This window comes from Pseudomonas lactucae (assembly GCF_036688725.1).
GTDB classification, from domain to species: Bacteria; Pseudomonadota; Gammaproteobacteria; order Pseudomonadales; family Pseudomonadaceae; genus Aquipseudomonas; species Aquipseudomonas lactucae.
Window position 1 is genome coordinate 262,280 of record NZ_JAQQPT010000004.1, and the last position, 18,646, is coordinate 280,925.

Here is an 18,646-nt window from a genome sequence, read left to right on the forward strand (position 1 = left end):
CAGAGTTATCCACAGCTTGTTATGGTCAAGGATGATCCGATGTATCCGTCAAACAGCCATGAAATATCCCCGTCAGAACTGGAAGCGCGCTTACGCTTGCACAGGCTGCCGGAAGTCGGTCCCAAGCGGTTTCGCGTATTGATCGAAGCGTTCGGCAGCGCGTCAAAGGCCATCAGTGCGCCTGCCAGCGCCTGGCGGGCGTTGGGCTTGCCATCCGCCAGCGCCGATGCCCGGCGCAGCCCTGAAATCCGCGACGGCGCCAGTGAGGCATTGGCATGGCTCAGGCGCCCGGCCCAGCATTTGCTGATGTGGGACCAGCCGGATTACCCGGCGCTCCTGGCCCAGATCGATGATGCGCCGCCGCTGTTATTCGTCACCGGCGACCCTGCAATCCTGGAAAAACCGCAACTGGCGATGGTCGGCAGCCGGCGCGCCTCGCGTCCGGGCATGGACACGGCTGCGGCGTTTTCGCGTAGTTTGGCCAGCGCCGGTTTTGTCATCACCAGCGGCCTTGCACTCGGCATCGACGGTGCGGCGCATCAGGCGGCATTGGACGTGGGAGGCCAGACAATTGGTGTGCTCGGCACCGGGCTCGAAAACTTTTATCCACAGCGCCATCGATGTCTCGCTGCCGCGATGATTGCCCAAGGCAGTGCCGTGGTTTCCGAGTTTCCGCTGGATGCCGCGCCCCAGGCCGGCAACTTCCCACGGCGCAATCGCATCATCAGTGGTCTGTCCCTCGGCGTGCTGGTGGTGGAGGCCAGTATGGCCAGCGGCTCGCTGATCACCGCGAAGCTGGCGGCCGAGCAAGGGCGCGAGGTGTATGCGATCCCGGGTTCCATTCATCATCCCGGCGCCAGGGGCTGTCACCAGTTGATCCGTGAGGGTGCGACGCTGGTGGAAACCATCGAACATATCCTGGAAGGCTTGCGTGGCTGGCAGGCACTGTCGCGTCCGACGCCGACGCCGGTGACTCACCCGCTGGTGGCGCTACTGCACGCCTCGCCCCACACCAGCGAAGCCTTGGCGATTGCCAGTGGGCGGCCGCTGTCGCAGGTGCTGGCGACCCTCACGGAGCTGGAGCTGGAAGGCCAGGTGATCTGTGAAAGCGGGCGCTGGCTTGCGCGCTGCCAGCTTTTGTAGCCGCCAGTTTTTTGGAACTGGGTTTTGTAACGAAGATCGGTAAACTGCGCAGAGCTTTAGTCTGGAGAGTGAGCAATGGTCAACAGGTGGCGTGTGCTGGAAACCGCACGGGAAATTCGCGCAGGCGCGGTGATTGCTTATCCGACCGAAGCAGTTTGGGGGTTGGGCTGCGACCCGTGGAACGAAGAAGCGGTAGACCGTTTGCTCGCCATCAAGAATCGCTCGGTGGACAAGGGCCTGATCCTGGTGGCGGACAACATTCGCCAGTTCGATTTTCTGTTCGAAGACTTCCCGCAGGATTGGATCGACCGCATGGCCAGTACGTGGCCGGGGCCGAACACCTGGCTGGTGCCTCATCAGGACTTGTTGCCCGAATGGGTCACCGGTGTGCACGACACGGTCGCGCTGCGAGTTACGGACCATCCACTGGTGCGGGATCTGTGCTCGTTGGTGGGCCCGTTGATTTCCACCTCGGCCAATCCTCAGGGCCGCCCGGCTGCGCGCACGCGGATTCGCGTAGAGCAGTATTTCCGCGGGCAAGTGGATCTGGTGCTGGGCGGGGCGTTGGGCGGGCGCAAGAACCCGAGCCTGATTCGCGATCTGGTGACGGGTGAGGTGGTGCGTCCCTCGTAGGGCTTATGTGGCGAGGGAGCTTGCTCCCGTTGGGCCGCGAAGCGGCCCCAAAACAGGCAATGGTGTTTTTTTCAGGTAAACCGCATTCTCTGGTTTTGGGCCTGCTTCGCCGGCCAACGGGAGCAAGCTCCCTCGCCACAAAGGGCAGTCAAGGCAGCAAAATGGTTGAACCTGTCGTACGCCGCGCCGACAACGCCGTCTGCGCTTTCGCCGCATCCGCCAGCGCATACCGCTGGTTGATATCAATGCGCACCTTGCCGCTGTTGATCATCGCAAACAGATCGTCCGCCATCGCTTGCAGGTTCGCCGGATTGTTGGCGTAGGTCGCGAGGGTCGGCCGGGTTACGTACAGCGAACCTTTGGCCGACAGAATCCCCAGGTTCACCCCATCCACGGCGCCCGATGCATTGCCGAAGCTCACCACCAGCCCACGCGGTGCCACACTGTCCAGCGAGGTCAGCCATGTGTCCTTGCCGACGCCGTCATACACCACCGGTACCTTTTTGCCGTCAGTCAATTCCAGCACGCGCTGTGCGACGTTTTCCTTGCTGTAGTCGATGGTTTCCCAGGCGCCGAGGGATTTTGCCACGGCGGCTTTTTCCGGCGAACTGACGGTGCCGATCAACTTTACGCCCAGGGCCTTGGCCCATTGGCAGGCCAGGGAGCCCACACCGCCGGCTGCGGCGTGGAACAGGATGGTTTCGCCGCCCTTCAATTCATAGGTCTGGCGCAGCAGGTACTGCACCGTCAGGCCCTTGAGCATGGCGCCGGCGGCCTGTTCGAAGCTGATGCCGTCCGGCAGGTGTACCAGGTTGACGGCGGGCAGTACGTGGAATTGGCTGTAGGCACCCAGCGGGCCGCTGCCGTAGGCCACGCGGTCGCCGACCTTGAACTGGGTGACTTCGCTGCCGACGGCATCTACCACGCCGGCGCCTTCCGCGCCCAGGCCCGATGGCAAGGCCGGGGGTGCATACAGGCCGCTACGGAAATAAGTGTCGATGAAGTTCAGGCCAATCGCCTCGTTGCGCACGCGCACCTGCTGTGGGCCAGGCTCCGCTGGCGTGTAGTCCACATACTCGAGCACGTCGGGGCCACCATGGGCACTGAACTGGATACGTTTTGCCATCTGCCTTCTCCTTGGGTCGAATTCGCGTAGCCCCCTATCCCACTCCTAAGCTTGATCCTCGTCAACTGCGGCGAACCTGAGTGCAGTGGTATCCTGTGCGCCCATTTGCCGCCGACGCCCACTGGCCTCGCGTAGCGTTGCCCGATTCAAGGTGATCTCATGACTACCCGCACCGAGGCTGTCAAAGCCTACCTGCTCGACCTGCAAGACCGCATTTGCAGCGCCCTGGAAACCTTTGAGACGGACACTCGCTTTACCGAAGACGCCTGGACCCGGCCTGCGGGCGGTGGCGGTCGCACCCGTGTGATTGCAAACGGCGCGGTGATCGAAAAAGGCGGCGTTAACTTTTCCCACGTGTTCGGCAGCGGTCTCCCACCCTCCGCCAGCGCGCATCGCCCTGAACTGGCCGGTCGCGGTTTTGAAGCCCTTGGCGTGTCCTTGGTGATCCACCCGCACAACCCCCATGTGCCGACGTCCCACGCCAACGTACGTTTTTTTATCGCCGAAAAAGAAGGCGAAGAGCCGGTGTGGTGGTTCGGTGGCGGCTTCGACCTCACGCCCTACTACGGTAACGATGAAGACTGCATCCACTGGCACCGTGTGGCCGAGCAGGCCTGTGCGCCATTCGGCCCGGACGTGTACGCGCGCTACAAGGCGTGGTGCGACACTTATTTCCATATCAAGCACCGCAACGAGCCCCGTGGCATCGGCGGTCTGTTCTTCGATGACTTGAACGAGTGGGACTTCGACACCTGCTTCGCCTTCATCCGCGCCATCGGCGATGCCTACATCGACGCCTACCTGCCGATCGTGCAGCGTCGCAAAGCCACGGCCTATACCGCGCAGCAACGTGAATTCCAGGAGTTCCGTCGCGGCCGCTACGTTGAATTCAACCTGGTCTACGACCGTGGCACCCTGTTCGGCCTGCAATCGGGTGGGCGTACCGAGTCGATCCTGATGTCGCTGCCGCCCCAAGTGCGCTGGAGCTATGACTGGAAGGCCGAGGCCGGCAGCGAAGAAGCGCGTCTTACCGAATATTACCTGCAGGACCGCGACTGGCTCGGCATTGCAGTGCCCAAGGCGGCGGTCTGATGGATCGTTATGTCGTCTTCGGTAACCCCATCGGCCACAGCAAGTCGCCGCTGATTCACCGTATGTTCGCCGAGCAGACTGGCGAACAACTGGACTACAACACCTTGCTCGCACCGCTGGAGGATTTTACCGGCTGCGCTCGTGAGTTTTTTCTGCGAGGTCGGGGTGCCAACGTCACCGTGCCGTTCAAGGAGGAGGCCTATCGCCTGGCCGACAGCCTCACCGAGCGCGCCCAACGTGCCGGTGCGGTGAACACCTTGAGCAAGCTGGCCGATGGCACCTTGTTGGGCGACAACACCGACGGCGCGGGCCTGGTGCGTGACCTGACGGTCAACGCCGGGGTGCGCCTCGAAGGCAAACGCATCCTGTTGCTGGGCGCCGGTGGCGCGGTACGCGGAGCGCTGGAGCCGTTGCTGGCCGAGCGACCCTCGTCGTTGATCATTGCCAACCGCACCGTGGAAAAAGCTGAATTGCTTGCCGAGTTGTTCGACGATCTGGGCCCTGTATCCGCCAGCGGTTTCGACTGGCTGCGTGAGCCGGTGGACGTGATCATCAATGCAACGTCCGCCAGCCTGTCAGGCGATATACCTCCGATTGCCGGCAGCTTGATCGAACCGGGCAAGACCTTTTGCTACGACATGATGTACGCCAAGGAGCCGACTGCATTCTGCCGTTGGGCCAGCGAGCAGGGTGCAGCGGTAGCGATGGACGGCCTGGGCATGCTGGTTGAACAGGCAGCCGAAGCGTTCTTCCTGTGGCGCGGTGTGCGTCCGGAGTCGGCACCTGTATTGGCGCAGCTGCGCCGCCAGTTGGCTTAACGCCTATCTAAAGTGGGCACAGTTTTAACCGCGTTCAGTCTTCGAAATGGATGGGGCATTTATCGGCCCCCTCCAGCTTCTTCAACTCCTCAACCACCTGCGGCCTGGCTCGACGCAATGTCAAACTACGTCCCAGACCGCGCAACCGCCGCGCCTCCTGATGCAGCATCTCCACCCCGGAATAGTCGATAAAGTTGATCTGCTGCGCCTCGATCACCACCTTTTCGCCCTGCAAGCTTTGCAGGCGCACTTGCAGATAGTGGCTGGCACCAAAAAAGATCGAGCCGCCCACCCGCAGCACATCTTCTTCTCCATCCCGCCATTGCTGAACCCGTGGCTGCGAGGTGCGTTTGAGGTAGAAGAACAACGAGGCCAGCACCCCCGCATAGATCGCCGTTTGCAGCTCCAGCAACAAAGTGGCGATGCAGGTGAGGCTCATCACCACAAACTCGGCGCGGCTGACCCGGAACAGCGCGCGTATACCGCGATGATCCACCAGGCCCCAGCAGATCAGCAGGATGCTCGCCGCCATGCTCGTGATCGGGATATGCGCGATCAACGCCGCGCCAAACAGTGCAAACAGCGCCACCCACAGCGCAGAAAACACCCCGGCCAGCGGCGAACAGGCACCGGCTTCATAGCTGAGGCCTGAACGGGTAAAAGAACCGGCCGACAAGTAGCCAGAGAAAAATCCACCGACGATGTTGGATAAACCCTGCGCGCGCACTTCCTGATTCGCGTCAAGCAATTGCTGCGAACGGGCCGACAGCGAGCGGGCAATCGACAGGCTGGTCACCAGCCCCAGCATGCCCACCGCCACGGCACTCGGTAGCAGGCGCAGGATCATGTCCAGGTCCATCGGCAACGGGCTGAACGGCGGCAGTTTGCCGATAAACGAACTGACGCGTGCCACATGCCCGAACATCGATGGCCACAGCCAGGCTGTCAGGCTGCTCAATGTCAGGGCGATTAACAGCGTTGGCCAGCGTGGCATCAGGTACTTGAGCAGTGCGCCCACCAGCAGGGTGCCCAGGCCCAGGGCCAGCGAGGCGTGGTCCCACTCGCCGGCATGCTCGATCAGCGCCAGCAGGCTATTGATCGCCGTGGCCTGGCTCGGCAAAACCAGCCCCAGCAGGTTGGGTAACTGCCCCAGGGCGATCACCACGGCGGCGCCCAGGGTGAACCCCAGCACCACCGAATGAGAGACGAAATTTACCAGCGCGCCGAAGCGCAGCATGCCCAATAACCACTGGAAAACGCCGGCGAGGAATGTCAGCAGCAGGATGAGCGTGATGTAGTCCTGCGATCCCGGCACGGCCAGCGGGCTGACGCTGGCGTAGAGCACGATGGAAATCGCTGCCGTCGGGCCGCAGATCAGGTGCCAGGACGAGCCCCACAGACACGCGATCAGTACCGGGATGATGGCGGCGTATAGGCCGTACTCTGGTGGGAGGCCGGCGATCAACGCGTAGGCAATTGACTGTGGCAAGGCGAGAACCGCGCCACTGAGGCCGACGATTGCATCCCGGCCGACGCGGGCGCGGGTTTGGCGCGGGAGCCAGCTGAGGAAGGGGAAAAGTGTATGGCGGTTGGGCCGGGGCATTTATAACTCGGCTGAAAAGGTTTGACTCAAGGGTATCAGTACACGCCAATCCCTGTGGGAGGGAGCTTGCTCCCTTCCACATTGGAACAATGCAGGGCTTTAGAGTTTGGCTTTGACCGCCGCCAGCGCATCCTGGCCATCCACGGTTTTTACACCCTCCAGCCATTTATCCAGCACCGCCGGATTGGCCTTGATCCACGCCTTCGCCGCCTCGGCATTGCTGACCTTGTTGTTGGCCACCTCGGCCATGATGCTGTTCTCCATTTCCTGGGTGAAGCTCAGGTTGGTCAGCAGTTTTCCTACGTTCGGGCAGGCCTGCGCATACCCTTTACGGGTCAGGGTATACACGCTGCCGGTGTCGCCAAAATACTTCTCGCCGCCCTTGAGATAGTGCATTTTCAACTGCACGTTCATGGGGTGCGGGGTCCAGCCGAGGAAGGTGACGAAGCGCTGTTTTTTCACCGCCCGCGATACTTCGGCAAGCATCGCCTGTTCGCTGGACTCGATCAGCTTCCACTGGCCCAGATCGAAGTCGTTCTTCTTGATGATCTCCTGCAACGAGATGTTCGCCGGCGCGCCGGAGCCGATGCCGTAGATCTTCTTGTCGAACTTATCGGCAAACTTATTCAGGTCGGCAAAGTCGTGCACACCCGCGTCCCACACATAGTCCGGCACGGCGAGGGTGAACTCGGTGCCGTCAAGGTTCTTGGCCAGTTGCACCACCTCGCCATTGGCCACGAACTTGTCGTAAAAGCCTTGCTGCGCCGGCATCCAGTTACCGAGGAACACATCCACCTGGCCATCCTTGAGCCCGCCAAAGGTGATCGGCACCGCCAGGGTGTCGACTTTCGCCTTGTAGCCCATGCCCGTCAGCAGGAACCCGGTGATGGCATTGGTCGCGGCAATGTCGCTCCAGCCGGGATCGGCCATTTTCACCGTTTCACAACTGGCATCTGCGTACACATTGGCGCTGCTTAACGCCAGAATGCCCAGCACTACCGTTAATTTTTGCATGGCCTTCCCTCTGTATTTATTGGTTTTGGCAGGGTTGTGGATAACGTGCCTTGCGCTCCAGGTCGTCGAGGTCGATGTGGTTGCGCATGTATTGCTGACTGGCGTCCACCAGTGGCTGGTGATCCCAGCTCTTCAGCTTGCCCTGGGTCAGCGCCTCGAATACCAGGCGACGGCGGCGTTGGCTGGCGAGCACTTGCTGGTGGATCGCCGGGATGTCCCATTTGGCCCGCGCCTCGTCCAGGAAGGCGGCAAACAGCGCCTGATGCTGCGGCGACTGGCTGAGTTCCTCCTGCTCCCGTGGGTCGTTGTGTACATCGAACAGTAGACACGGGTCGTCTTCGCTGTAGATGAATTTATAGGCGCCCCGGCGAATCATCATCAGCGGGCTGATGGTGCCTTCGGCCATGTATTCGCCGAACACTTCGTCGTGCCCACCCTGCCCTTGCAAGTGCGGCACCAGCGAGCGGCCGTCCAGCGGCAGGCGTGGGTCCAGCTCGCCGCCGGCCAGCTCCACCAGCGTGGGCAGCAGGTCGGCGGTGGACACGGCTTTTGATACGCGCCCCGCCGCAAACTGCCCCGGCGCGCTGACCAGCAGCGGCACGCGGGCGGCCATTTCAAACCAGTGCATTTTGTACCAGAGGCCACGCTCGCCGAGCATGTCGCCGTGGTCGCCGGAGAACACGATGATGGTGTCGTCGGCCAGGCCGGTGTCTTCCAGGGTTTGCAGCAGTTTGCCGACATTACTGTCGATGTAGCTGCAGGCACCGAAGTAGGCGCGGCGCGCATCGCGGATCTTATCCACGGGCAGTGGTTTGTCCCACAGGTCATAGACCTTGAGCAGGCGCTGGGAATGTGGGTCGAGATCACGCTGTGCCGGAGTCGCAGGCAAAGGGATGTCGCTGTCGTCGTACAGGTCCCAGAACGGCTTGGGAATGGTGTACGGGTCGTGGGGATGGGTCATCGACACGGTCAGGCAGAACGGCTGGTCGCCGTCCTCGCGAATATGGTCGAACAGATATTGCTGGGCCTTGAATACCACCTCTTCGTCGAAATCCAGCTGGTTGGTGCGCACGCATGGGCCGGCTTGCAGCACCGAAGACATGTTGTGGTACCAGCTGGGGCGTACGTGCGGCTCATCCCAGTTCACCGCCCAGCCATAGTCGGCGGGATAGATGTCGCTGGTCAGGCGTTCTTCATAGCCATGCAACTGGTCGGGGCCGCAGAAGTGCATCTTGCCCGACAGCGCGGTGCGGTAGCCGAGGCGCCGCAGGTAGTGAGCATAGGTGGGGACATCGGCGGGAAAATCCGCCGCGTTGTCGTAGGCGCCGATCTTGCTCGGCAGTTGCCCGCTGACCAGCGTGAAGCGCGATGGCGCACACAGCGGGCTGTTGCAATATGCAGCGTCGAATACCACACCTTGCTCGGCGAGGCGGCTCAAGTTCGGCAGCTTGATGGGCGAAGAACCGTAGAACGGGAGCAACGGCGCGGCCATTTGATCGGCCATGATGAAAAGAATGTTCTTGCGCTTCATGGGTTCTCGGCATTCCATAGGCGGTGTTTATGCGAATGAGCATGCAGTCCATGTAAATTGGGGTAAAGCCCATGAAAGGCAATGTCTAGGATAAGCACAGCTTATGTATGAATCTCTCGGTGATGTGTCCCTCGACCTGCTGCGCGTATTCGAAGCAGCGGCTCGTCATCGCAGCTTTACGGCGGCGGCGATGGAGCTGGGCACCACCCAGCCGGCGATCAGCCAGCAGATCAAGCGCCTGGAAGAACAACTGGCGATTCGCCTGTTTGATCGCATCTACCGCGGCATCGAGCTGACCGAGGCCGGCGCGGTGCTGTTCGAACACGTCCAGGGTGGGTTACTGGCCATCAACGAGGGCCTCAGCGCCATCACCCAACAGGACCAGCACGAAGTGCTGCAAGTGGCTACCGACTTCGCCTTCGCCGCCTATTGGCTGATGCCGCGCCTGCATCGCTTCCACCAGGCCAACCCGCAGGTCGATGTGAGCCTGGTGACCAGCGAGCGCAACCACGCCACCCTGCGCAGCGACATCGATGTGGCGGTGCTGTTTGGCGATGGGCGTTTCAAACAGGGCGACAGCCTGTGGCTGTTCAACGAGGAAGTCTTCCCGGTGTGCAGCCCGCAGTGGCTCAAGGACCAGGCCGCGCCGCTGACCCTGCACAACCTGCACGACGTGCCCCTGCTGCACCTGCGCCAGGAAACAACAGCCGGTGGTTCGACTGGAGTGGGGTGTTTCGCGAGCTGGGCATTAGCGTTGCGCCGACGCCAGGCCAGTTGCGCTTCGACAACTACACCCTGCTGATCCAGGCAGCGATTGCCGGTCAAGGCGTGGCCATCGGCTGGCGCCACCTGGTGGATAACCTGCTGGAGCAGAACTGGCTGTGCCGGCCGATCAGCAACACGGTGATCTCCCGCTTCGGCTATTACGTCGTGCAGCCGCAGCGCAAACGCCGCGGGCAGTTGGTTGAGCGTTTTGTCGATTGGTTGGTGGCTGAGCAGGCCAGCAGCGCGCAGTCATTGACCGGGCTGGCACTGCCGTCGATTGCGGTCTAGCATCTGGCGCACAGTGGGTAGGGAGTTCCGCATGCAACGTATCAAGGGCTATCACGCCCACATCTACTTCGACGCCAGCACCCTCGATCAGGCGCGCACCCTGTGTGAAGACGGCGCAAAAATGTTCCCGCTGCGCATGGGGCGCGTGCATGAGCGCCCTGTGGGCCCGCACCCGGACTGGAACTGCCAACTGGCCTTCGACCCCGAATACATCGGCGTGGTGCTGCCGTGGCTGGCGCTGAATCGCAATGGGCTGGTGGTATTCCTCCACCCTGAAACCGGCGATGAGCTCAAGGACCACACCGATCACGCCATCTGGATGGGCGCGATGCGTACGCTGGACCTGTCTGCTTTTTAACCATCCTTTCTGATCCGCAAGCCTCTCCTTCTTTAAAGGATGTAGGGATTTGCGCAGTTGTCTCCCATTATATGGGATTGATATTTATATATTGAGATATCGTCAGGCTTAGGTTTATATTCGCCCATCTGCTTTTTTCAGCACCCACTCATTTCAGGTGAAGCGATGCAGGCGCAATTGATCGCGCTCGATTGGGGAACCAGCTCCCTTCGTGCTTACAAACTCGGCCCCGCAGGTGTGGTGCTGGAACAACGCTCGCTGGCGTCGGGCATCATGCATTTGCCCAGCGAGGCCCGGGAGATTGCCGGCGTGCTGTGCAGTGATGGCTTCGAATTGGCCTTCGATGCGGCGTGCGGCGATTGGCTTGAGGCTGAACCTGGCTTGCCGGTGATCGCCTGCGGCATGGTCGGCAGCGCCCAGGGCTGGAGCGAGGCGGCGTATCGCAATACCCCCGTCGACGTCGCCAGCCTGGGTCAGGCACTGCACAAGGTGTGCAGTCTGCGGGGTGTCGAGGTGCATATCGTGCCCGGCGTGATCGAGCAGGTCGGTTTGCCCAATGTGATGCGCGGCGAAGAGACCCAAGTGTTGGGTGTCTTGCACGGGCTGGAGGCCGAGGTGTTGATTGGCCTGCCGGGCAGCCACTCCAAGTGGGTCGAGGTAGTGGGTGGCCGCATCACCCACTTCGACACCTTTATGACCGGCGAGGTGTTTGCGGTGTTGAGCAAGCACAGCCTCCTGGGCCGCACCCAAAAGCCTTCTGAAACATTCCAGGCCGATGCCTTTGACCGAGGCGTGCACGTGGCGCTGTCCGACGAGGGCGAGCGTGGTGTGCTGTCGACGCTGTTCAGTGCGCGCACCCTGGGCCTGACCGCTGAACTCTCGCCCGAACAGCAGCCTGACTACCTGTCGGGCCTGTTGATCGGTCACGAACTGTCCGGCCTGCCGGACCGCGCCAAACACCTGCCGATCATTCTGGTCGGCGCCGCCCCCCTCTGCGCCCGCTATCAACGCGCCCTCGCCCTGTGTGGTTTTGCCCATGTGAGCCTGGCGCAAGAGGCCACCGAGCGCGGCCTGTGGCAACTGGCCGTGGCGGCCGGGCTCACTCAACCTGTATCGGAGGCCTGACATGCTCAAGCAAGCACTCGCACAAAACGGTTTGATCGCGATCCTGAGGGGTGTGCGCCCGGACGAAGCCAAGGCGGTCGGCCAAGTGCTGTACGACGCCGGTTTTCGCGTGATCGAAGTCCCGCTCAATTCGCCGGACCCCTACACCAGCATCCGCACCCTGCGCGACAGCCTGCCCGCCGATTGCCTGATCGGTGCCGGCACGGTGTTGACGCCCGAGCAGGTTGAGCAGGTGAAAGCGGCCGGCGGCCAAGTGATCGTCATGCCCCACAGCGATGCCAAGGTGTTGCGCGCCGCGAAGGCCGCGGGCCTGTACCTGTCGCCGGGTGTGGCCACGCCCACCGAAGCCTTCGCCGCACTGGCCGAAGGTGCCGACGTATTGAAGCTGTTTCCGGCCGAGCAAATGGGCCCGGCGGTGATCAAGGCGTGGCTGGCGGTATTGCCGCAGGGCACGTTGTTGCTGCCGGTGGGCGGTATTAACCCGGACAACATGCAGGTGTTCACCGACGCCGGCGCCAAAGGGTTCGGGCTGGGTTCCGGGTTGTTCAAACCGGGTATGACCGTGGATCAGATTGCGAGCCGCGCCCAGGCGTATGTCGCGGCCTGGAAAGCCCTGAGCTGAGATCAAATTCCGCGCCCACAGGCGCCGCATCTATAAGAGAGATAACAGATGAAAATCACCAAACTGACGACCTTTATCGTCCCGCCGCGCTGGTGCTTCCTCAAGGTCGAAACCGACCAGGGCGTGACCGGTTGGGGCGAGCCCGTGGTCGAAGGTCGTGCTCATACCGTGGCCGCCGCCGTTGAAGAACTGTCCGACTACCTGATCGGTAAAGACCCACGCAACATCGAAGACATCTGGACCGTGCTCTATCGCGGCGGCTTCTACCGGGGCGGCGCCGTGCACATGAGCGCCCTCGCCGGCATCGACCAGGCGCTGTGGGACATCAAGGGCAAGGCCCTCGGCGTCTCCGTCAGCGACCTGCTCGGTGGCCAGGTGCGTGACAAGATCCGCGTGTATTCGTGGATCGGTGGCGACCGTCCAGCCGACACCGCCCGCGCTGCCAAAGAGGCCGTGGCCCGTGGTTTTACCGCCGTGAAAATGAACGGTACCGAAGAATTGCAGTTCGTCGACAGCTTCGAAAAAGTCGACCTGGCCCTGGCCAACGTCGCCGCTGTGCGTGATGCGGTCGGCCCTAACGTCGGCATCGGCGTCGACTTCCATGGTCGGGTGCACAAGCCCATGGCCAAGGTGCTGATGAAGGAGCTGGACCCGTACAAACTGATGTTTATCGAAGAGCCGGTGCTCAGCGAAAACTACGAAGCCCTCAAGGAGCTGGCGCCGCTGACCAGCACCCCGATCGCCCTGGGTGAGCGTCTGTTCTCGCGTTGGGACTTCAAGCGCGTGCTCAGCGAAGGCTACGTCGACATCATCCAGCCGGATGCTTCCCACGCCGGCGGCATCACCGAAACCCGCAAGATCGCCAACATGGCCGAAGCCTACGATGTGGCCCTGGCCCTGCACTGTCCGCTGGGCCCGATTGCCTTGGCCGCTTGCCTGCAACTGGACGCGGTTTGCTACAACGCGTTTATCCAGGAGCAAAGCCTGGGCATTCACTACAACGAGAGCAACGACTTGCTCGACTACGTGCGCGACCCTGGCGTGTTCGACTATGACCAAGGCTTTGTGAAGATCCCCAACGGGCCAGGCCTGGGTATCGAGATCAACGAGGAGTACGTGATCGAGCGCGCCGCCATCGGCCATCGCTGGCGCAACCCGATCTGGCGCCATGCCGATGGCAGCTTTGCCGAGTGGTGATTCCCTCCTGAAGAAACACGGTTAAAAATGTGGCAGGGGGCTTGCTCTCTTCCACATTTTGATTCGGTTTCATCAGTAAGTCCGTCCTCAATAAACATAATAAGAGGCACTTCCCATGCACCCTGAATCCCTCACCGGACAGGCTTCTTTAGTCACGCCTAGCCGAAAGCGCTTCTTCATCATGGTGCTGCTGTTCATCACTGTGGTCATCAACTACCTCGACCGCAGTAACCTGTCGATTGCCGCCCCTGCGTTGACCAGCGAGTTGGGTATCGACCCGGTGCATGTCGGCCTGATTTTCTCGGCATTCGGCTGGACCTACGCCGCCATGCAGATCCCCGGCGGTTGGCTGGTCGACCGGGTGCCGCCGCGCATCCTCTACACCGCCGCCCTGCTGCTGTGGTCCATCGCCACCGTGATGCTGGGCTTTGCCGCCAGTTTCATCGCGCTGTTCGTGCTGCGCATGGCCGTCGGTGCGTTGGAGGCGCCGGCCTACCCGATCAACAGCCGCGTGGTCACTACCTGGTTTCCCGAGCGCGAGCGTGCGACGGCGATTGGCTTTTACACCTCGGGGCAATTCGTCGGGCTGGCGTTCCTCACGCCGGTACTGGCCTGGCTGCAGCATGAGTTCGGCTGGCACATGGTGTTTGTCACCACCGGTGGTGTCGGCATCTTGTGGGCGGTGATCTGGTACGCGGTGTACCGCGAGCCGAAGGATTTCAAAGGCGCGAACGAGGCTGAAATCCAACTGATTCGCGACGGTGGCGGCCTGGTGGACATGCAGGCGCAAACCGCCAAAGCGCCGTTCAGTTGGGTCGATCTGGGCATCGTGCTGAGCAAGCGCAAACTCTGGGGTATTTACCTGGGGCAGTTCTGCCTGAACTCCACCCTGTGGTTCTTCCTGACCTGGTTTCCGACCTACCTGGTGAAATATCGCGGCATGGACTTCATCAAGTCCGGCCTGCTGGCCTCGCTGCCGTTCCTGGCCGCATTTGTCGGTGTGCTGTGTTCCGGGATTTTTTCCGATTGGCTGATTCGTCGGGGCGCGTCGGTGGGCTTTGCGCGCAAGTTGCCGATCATTGGCGGGCTGCTGATTTCCACGGCGATCATCGGTGCCAACTATGTGGATTCGACGGCGTGGGTCATCGCATTCCTGGCGGTGGCGTTCTTCGGCAATGGCCTGGCGTCGATTACCTGGTCGCTGGTATCGACCCTGGCACCGGCACGGTTGCTGGGCCTGACGGGGGGCGTGTTTAATTTCATCGGCAACCTGTCCGCGATTGCCACGCCGATCGTGATTGGTTTTCTGGCCAGCGGCGATTCGTTCGCGCCAGCGATCACCTACATCGCGGTGCTGGCGTTGCTGGGGGCATTGTCTTACATATTGCTGGTGGGCAAGGTCGAGCGGATCAAGCTGGACGAATAAACGGCGGCGAGGGAGTACGCTCCCTCGCCACAGCAAGCCTTACTTGCGTGCGTTGCGCACGCCTTCGGACAGCGCCGCGCAATGGCTCAACACGCCATCAATCGCCTGCTGTTCGCTGCCGGCGTTGGCGATGTGATCGATCAGCGCCGAGCCCACTACCACACCGTCCGCCAGGCGCGCGATGGCCGCCGCTTGTTCCGGCGTGCGGATACCGAAGCCGATGCTGATCGGCAGGTCGGTATGGCGACGCAGGCGGGTCACGGCTTCTTCGACGTGTTCCAGGGTGGCGGCACCGGCGCCGGTCACACCGGCCACCGACACGTAGTACACAAAGCCGGAGCTGCCGTTGAGTACGGTCGGCAGGCGCACGTCGTCGGTGGTCGGCGTGGTCAGGCGGATAAAGTCGATGCCGGCGGCTTGGGCCGGGTCGCACAGCTCGCCGTTATGCTCGGGCGGCATGTCGACCACGATCAGGCCGTCGACACCGGCTTCCTTGGCGTGCGTGATGAACGCAGGTACGCCGTATTTGTGGATGGGGTTGAAGTAGCCCATCAACACCAGCGGGGTGTCGTTGTTGTCTTTGCGGAACTCGCGGACCATCTGCAGGGTTTTCGCCAGGTTCTGCTTGGCCTCCAGCGCGCGGATGTTGGCGAGCTGGATGGCCGGGCCGTCGGCCATCGGGTCGGTGAAGGGCATGCCCAGTTCGATCACGTCGGCGCCGGCGGCCGGCAAACCCTTGAGGATCGCCAGGGAGGTGTCATACCCCGGGTCGCCGGCAGTGACGAAGGTCACCAGGGCGGCGCGGTTTTGTTCTTTGAGCTGGGCAAAGCGCGTTTGCAGGCGGCTCATCAGTGTTTCTCCTGCTTAGACTGTTCCATGTGGTGCATCACGGTCTGCATGTCTTTGTCGCCACGGCCGGACAGGTTGACCACCATCAGGTGATACTTCGGCAGGGTCGGTGCGCGTTTGAACACTTCGGCCAGGGCGTGGGCGCTTTCCAGTGCAGGAATAATCCCTTCCAGGCGGCAGCATTTGTGAAAGGCTTGCAGGGCTTCGTCATCGGTCACCGAGGTGTACTGGACGCGGCCAATATCATGCAACCACGCGTGTTCCGGGCCGATGCCTGGGTAATCGAGGCCTGCGGAAATCGAGTGGGCATCGATGATCTGACCATCGTCGTCCTGCAGCAGGAAGGTACGGTTGCCGTGCAGCACGCCCGGTACCCCGCCGTTGAGGCTGGCGGCGTGCTTGCCGGTCTCGATACCGTGGCCGGCGGCTTCAACGCCGATGATCTCGACGCTGGTGTCATCCAGGAACGGGTGAAACAGGCCCATGGCGTTGGAGCCGCCGCCGATGCATGCCACCAGGCTGTCCGGCAGGCGGCCTTCCTGGGCTTGCAGCTGGGCGCGGGTTTCCTTGCCGATCACCGCCTGGAAGTCGCGGACCATCGCCGGGTACGGGTGTGGGCCGGCCACGGTGCCGATCAGGTAGAAGGTGCTGTCGACGTTGGTCACCCAGTCACGCAGGGCTTCGTTCATCGCGTCTTTGAGGGTGCCGGTGCCGGCGACCACCGGGATCACTTCGGCGCCCAGCAGCTTCATGCGGAACACGTTGGCCTGTTGGCGCTCGATGTCGGTGGTACCCATGTAGATCACGCATTGCAGGCCAAAGCGCGCCGCGACGGTGGCGGTGGCCACGCCGTGCATGCCGGCGCCGGTCTCGGCGATGATGCGTTTTTTGCCCATGCGCCGCGCCAGCAGGATCTGGCCGATGCAGTTGTTGATCTTGTGCGCGCCGGTGTGGTTCAGCTCTTCACGCTTGAGGTAGATCTTGGCGCCACCACAGAACTCGGTCAGGCGTTCGGCGAAATACAGCGGGCTCGGGCGACCCACGTAGTCGCGTTGGAAGTAGGCCAATTCCTCGTTGAAGGCCGGATCAATCTTGGCTGCTTCGTATTCGCGAGCCAGTTCGAGGATCAACGGCATCAGGGTTTCAGCGACGTAACGGCCGCCGAACGCGCCAAACAGGCCGTTGGCGTCGGGGCCGTTGCGTAGATCGGTCTGGGACTGAGTCATGGGACGCTCCAGGAGAAAAAGGGGGTGTAGGAAACAATGAGGGCCACTCTACCCCTGACGCGCCAGGCTGAAAACCGATAAGATCGCCGCAACCTGTCAGGAAAACTCACAGATGAGCCGAGACCTCCCGCCCCTCAATGCCCTGCGTGCGTTTGAAGCCGTTGCGCGGCTTAACAGCGTCAGCCAGGCTGCCGAGCAACTGCACGTGACCCACGGGGCGGTCAGTCGCCAACTTAAAGTGCTGGAAGAACACTTGGGTGTCAGCCTGTTCGTCAAGGATGGGCGAGGCATTAAACTCACAGATGCCGGCGCTCGGCTGCGCGATGCCAGCTTTGAGGCGTTCGAGCGTCTGCGCGATGCGTGCGTCGAACTCACCCAACGCAGCGCGGATGCGCCGTTTGTGCTGGGGTGTTCGGGCAGTTTGCTGGCACGCTGGCTGATCCCGCGCCTGGGCCGCTTGAATGCCGACCTGCCGGACTTGCGCCTGCACCTGTCGGCGGGTGATGGCGATCTCGACCCGCGCCGTCCTGGCCTGGACGCTTTGCTGGTATTCGCCGAGCCGCCATGGCCGGCGGATATGCAAGTGTTTGAACTGGCCAGCGAGCGCATCGGCCCGGTGCTGAGCCCGCGTTTCGCCGGTTACGAGCGTTTGCGCCAGGCGCCGGCATCAGCCCTGTGCGGCGAGCCGCTGTTGCACACCACCTCGCGTCCTCAGGCCTGGCCTATTTGGGCGCAGCAACACGCCATCGCGCCCGATGCGTTGAAGCACGGCCAGGGTTTTGAGCATTTGTATTATTTGCTGGAGGCAGCGGTGGCGGGGTTGGGGGTGGCGATTGCGCCTGAGCCGCTGGTGGCAGAGGATCTGCGTGCGGGTCGCCTGGTGGCGCCGTGGGGGTTCACTGACACCCCGGCGTACCTGGCGCTGTGGCTACCCAAGCGCGCCGCGGACGGGCGCGCCCGGCAGTTGGCGCAGTGGCTCAAGGCTGAGCTGATGCGCCAACCGAGTTAGCCGGTCTATCAGTCACCGCGTTTGCACAGCAGGTACGCCGCAAGCAGTCCCAGCGCGCCTACAGCGACACCGGCTGTAGTCCATGGGTGCTCTTGCGCGTAGTCACGAGTGGCAACGCCGGTTTCGCGAATTTTGACTTTGCTTTCTTCGTAGGCGTCGCTGATCAGGTGGCGCGAGTGCTTGAGGGCGTTCTCGGCGTTGCTTTTCAGGGCCTTCAGGGTCTTGCGCGACTCATCGGACGCATCGTCCTTGAGGCTCTCAAGGGACTTGAGCAGGCTCGAAATCTCGGCTTCCATGCTTTCCAGCGACGCTTTGCGTAAAGAAGTGTTGGCCATGTGGACATCTCCTGAAGTGATTGAGTGGCGTGTGTAGATACCGACTGCGCCGGTTTCAGAAAGTGCAGTAAATCTGAACTTTCGGGTAGGAATGGTCGCCAGAGGCAGTATGAACTTTGACTGCTAGGCTTTATTGACGACCCTCAGGAGAAACGCTATGTCTGATCATCACACCTACAAGAAAGTCGAATTGGTCGGTTCCTCGACCACCAGCATCGAAGATGCGATCAACAATGCGATTGCCGAGGCCAACAAGAGCCTCAAGCATCTGGAATGGTTTGAAGTGACCGAAACCCGTGGCCATATCGAAAACGGCAAGGTCGCCCACTACCAGGTCACGCTCAAGGTGGGATTCCGAATTGCCAGTAGTTGATCCGCTGAGTTGAACTTGCTGGCTGGCCGATTGCCATAACCTGCGCTACAACGATGGGGTGCCGACGCGAAAAGCGTCGGCATGTTCTTTTCGATCAGCGCAAGGAAAGTAAC

Annotated in this window: 18 protein-coding genes and 1 pseudogene; 12 read left to right on the plus strand and 7 right to left on the minus strand. The window is 61.9% G+C overall.

Annotated elements, in window-relative coordinates; genetic code table 11:
• Positions 1-39 precede the first annotated feature (39 nt).
• Complete coding sequence (dprA, locus tag V6M90_RS06245) at positions 40-1,143, plus strand: DNA-processing protein DprA (protein WP_332846210.1); 1,104 nt, start codon at positions 40-42, stop codon at positions 1,141-1,143.
• 75 nt (positions 1,144-1,218) lie between these two features.
• Positions 1,219-1,776: an L-threonylcarbamoyladenylate synthase gene (locus tag V6M90_RS06250; RefSeq protein ID WP_003170728.1), complete on the plus strand. Its 558-nt coding sequence runs from the start codon at positions 1,219-1,221 to the stop codon at positions 1,774-1,776.
• Between the two features lie 148 nt (positions 1,777-1,924).
• On the opposite strand, the gene V6M90_RS06255 is transcribed toward V6M90_RS06250, so the two are convergent.
• The gene (locus V6M90_RS06255; RefSeq protein ID WP_003170729.1) at positions 1,925-2,902 is read right to left on the minus strand and encodes an NADPH:quinone reductase; all 978 of its coding nucleotides are present in this window, start codon (positions 2,900-2,902) and stop codon (positions 1,925-1,927) included.
• Positions 2,903-3,061: 159 nt separating this feature from the next.
• Between V6M90_RS06255 and hemF the strand changes: the two genes are divergently transcribed.
• Both hemF and aroE read left to right on the plus strand, forming a co-directional pair.
• Entirely contained in the window at positions 3,062-3,994 is a 933-nt protein-coding gene (gene hemF / locus V6M90_RS06260) for an oxygen-dependent coproporphyrinogen oxidase (RefSeq protein ID WP_078826678.1), read from the plus strand.
• Entirely contained in the window at positions 3,994-4,812 is an 819-nt protein-coding gene (aroE, locus tag V6M90_RS06265) for a shikimate dehydrogenase (RefSeq protein ID WP_332846211.1), read from the plus strand. Before hemF ends, aroE begins: the two co-directional genes overlap by 1 nt.
• A 34-nt stretch (positions 4,813-4,846) precedes the next feature.
• On the opposite strand, the gene V6M90_RS06270 is transcribed toward aroE, so the two are convergent.
• The 3 genes from V6M90_RS06270 to betC form a co-directional block, all read right to left on the minus strand.
• Positions 4,847-6,415: a SulP family inorganic anion transporter gene (locus V6M90_RS06270; protein WP_003170733.1), complete on the minus strand. Its 1,569-nt coding sequence runs from the start codon at positions 6,413-6,415 to the stop codon at positions 4,847-4,849.
• A gap of 99 nt (positions 6,416-6,514) precedes the next feature.
• The gene (choX, locus tag V6M90_RS06275) at positions 6,515-7,429 is read right to left on the minus strand and encodes a choline ABC transporter substrate-binding protein (RefSeq protein WP_305428154.1); all 915 of its coding nucleotides are present in this window, start codon (positions 7,427-7,429) and stop codon (positions 6,515-6,517) included.
• Between the two features lie 16 nt (positions 7,430-7,445).
• Positions 7,446-8,960, minus strand: coding sequence for a choline-sulfatase (gene betC, locus V6M90_RS06280; RefSeq protein WP_003170735.1), 1,515 nt, complete (start codon positions 8,958-8,960; stop codon positions 7,446-7,448).
• Positions 8,961-9,063: 103 nt separating this feature from the next.
• On the opposite strand from betC, the pseudogene V6M90_RS06285 reads away from it, so the two are divergent.
• The 6 genes and pseudogenes from V6M90_RS06285 (at position 9,064) to V6M90_RS06310 (ending at position 14,741) form a co-directional block, all read left to right on the plus strand.
• Positions 9,064-10,013: pseudogene (locus tag V6M90_RS06285) on the plus strand (choline sulfate utilization transcriptional regulator).
• Between the two features lie 31 nt (positions 10,014-10,044).
• Positions 10,045-10,371, plus strand: coding sequence for a DOPA 4,5-dioxygenase family protein (locus V6M90_RS06290; RefSeq protein WP_332846212.1), 327 nt, complete (start codon positions 10,045-10,047; stop codon positions 10,369-10,371).
• Positions 10,372-10,536: 165 nt separating this feature from the next.
• Complete coding sequence (locus V6M90_RS06295) at positions 10,537-11,496, plus strand: 2-dehydro-3-deoxygalactonokinase (protein WP_003170738.1); 960 nt, start codon at positions 10,537-10,539, stop codon at positions 11,494-11,496.
• 1 nt (position 11,497) lies between these two features.
• On the plus strand, positions 11,498-12,118 hold the full coding sequence (locus V6M90_RS06300; protein ID WP_003170739.1) for a 2-dehydro-3-deoxy-6-phosphogalactonate aldolase: 621 nt from the start codon (positions 11,498-11,500) through the stop codon (positions 12,116-12,118).
• 48 nt (positions 12,119-12,166) lie between these two features.
• The gene (gene dgoD / locus V6M90_RS06305; RefSeq protein ID WP_003170741.1) at positions 12,167-13,315 is read left to right on the plus strand and encodes a galactonate dehydratase; all 1,149 of its coding nucleotides are present in this window, start codon (positions 12,167-12,169) and stop codon (positions 13,313-13,315) included.
• 115 nt (positions 13,316-13,430) lie between these two features.
• Complete coding sequence (locus V6M90_RS06310) at positions 13,431-14,741, plus strand: MFS transporter (RefSeq protein ID WP_003170742.1); 1,311 nt, start codon at positions 13,431-13,433, stop codon at positions 14,739-14,741.
• A 39-nt stretch (positions 14,742-14,780) separates the two neighbouring features.
• On the opposite strand, the gene trpA is transcribed toward V6M90_RS06310, so the two are convergent.
• Both trpA and trpB read right to left on the minus strand, forming a co-directional pair.
• Entirely contained in the window at positions 14,781-15,590 is an 810-nt protein-coding gene (gene trpA / locus V6M90_RS06315; protein WP_332846213.1) for a tryptophan synthase subunit alpha, read from the minus strand.
• Positions 15,590-16,816: a tryptophan synthase subunit beta gene (trpB, locus tag V6M90_RS06320; RefSeq protein ID WP_332846214.1), complete on the minus strand. Its 1,227-nt coding sequence runs from the start codon at positions 16,814-16,816 to the stop codon at positions 15,590-15,592. Before trpB ends, trpA begins: the two co-directional genes overlap by 1 nt.
• 112 nt (positions 16,817-16,928) lie before the next feature.
• Here trpB and V6M90_RS06325 point away from each other — a divergent pair, with 112 nt between their 5' ends.
• Positions 16,929-17,825: a LysR family transcriptional regulator gene (locus V6M90_RS06325; RefSeq protein WP_332846215.1), complete on the plus strand. Its 897-nt coding sequence runs from the start codon at positions 16,929-16,931 to the stop codon at positions 17,823-17,825.
• A gap of 8 nt (positions 17,826-17,833) precedes the next feature.
• Here V6M90_RS06325 and V6M90_RS06330 read toward each other — a convergent pair whose 3' ends face one another.
• Complete coding sequence (locus V6M90_RS06330) at positions 17,834-18,160, minus strand: DUF883 family protein (RefSeq protein ID WP_003170746.1); 327 nt, start codon at positions 18,158-18,160, stop codon at positions 17,834-17,836.
• Between the two features lie 157 nt (positions 18,161-18,317).
• On the opposite strand from V6M90_RS06330, the gene V6M90_RS06335 reads away from it, so the two are divergent.
• Complete coding sequence (locus V6M90_RS06335; protein WP_003170747.1) at positions 18,318-18,533, plus strand: dodecin; 216 nt, start codon at positions 18,318-18,320, stop codon at positions 18,531-18,533.
• The last annotated feature ends 113 nt before the right edge of the window (positions 18,534-18,646 follow it).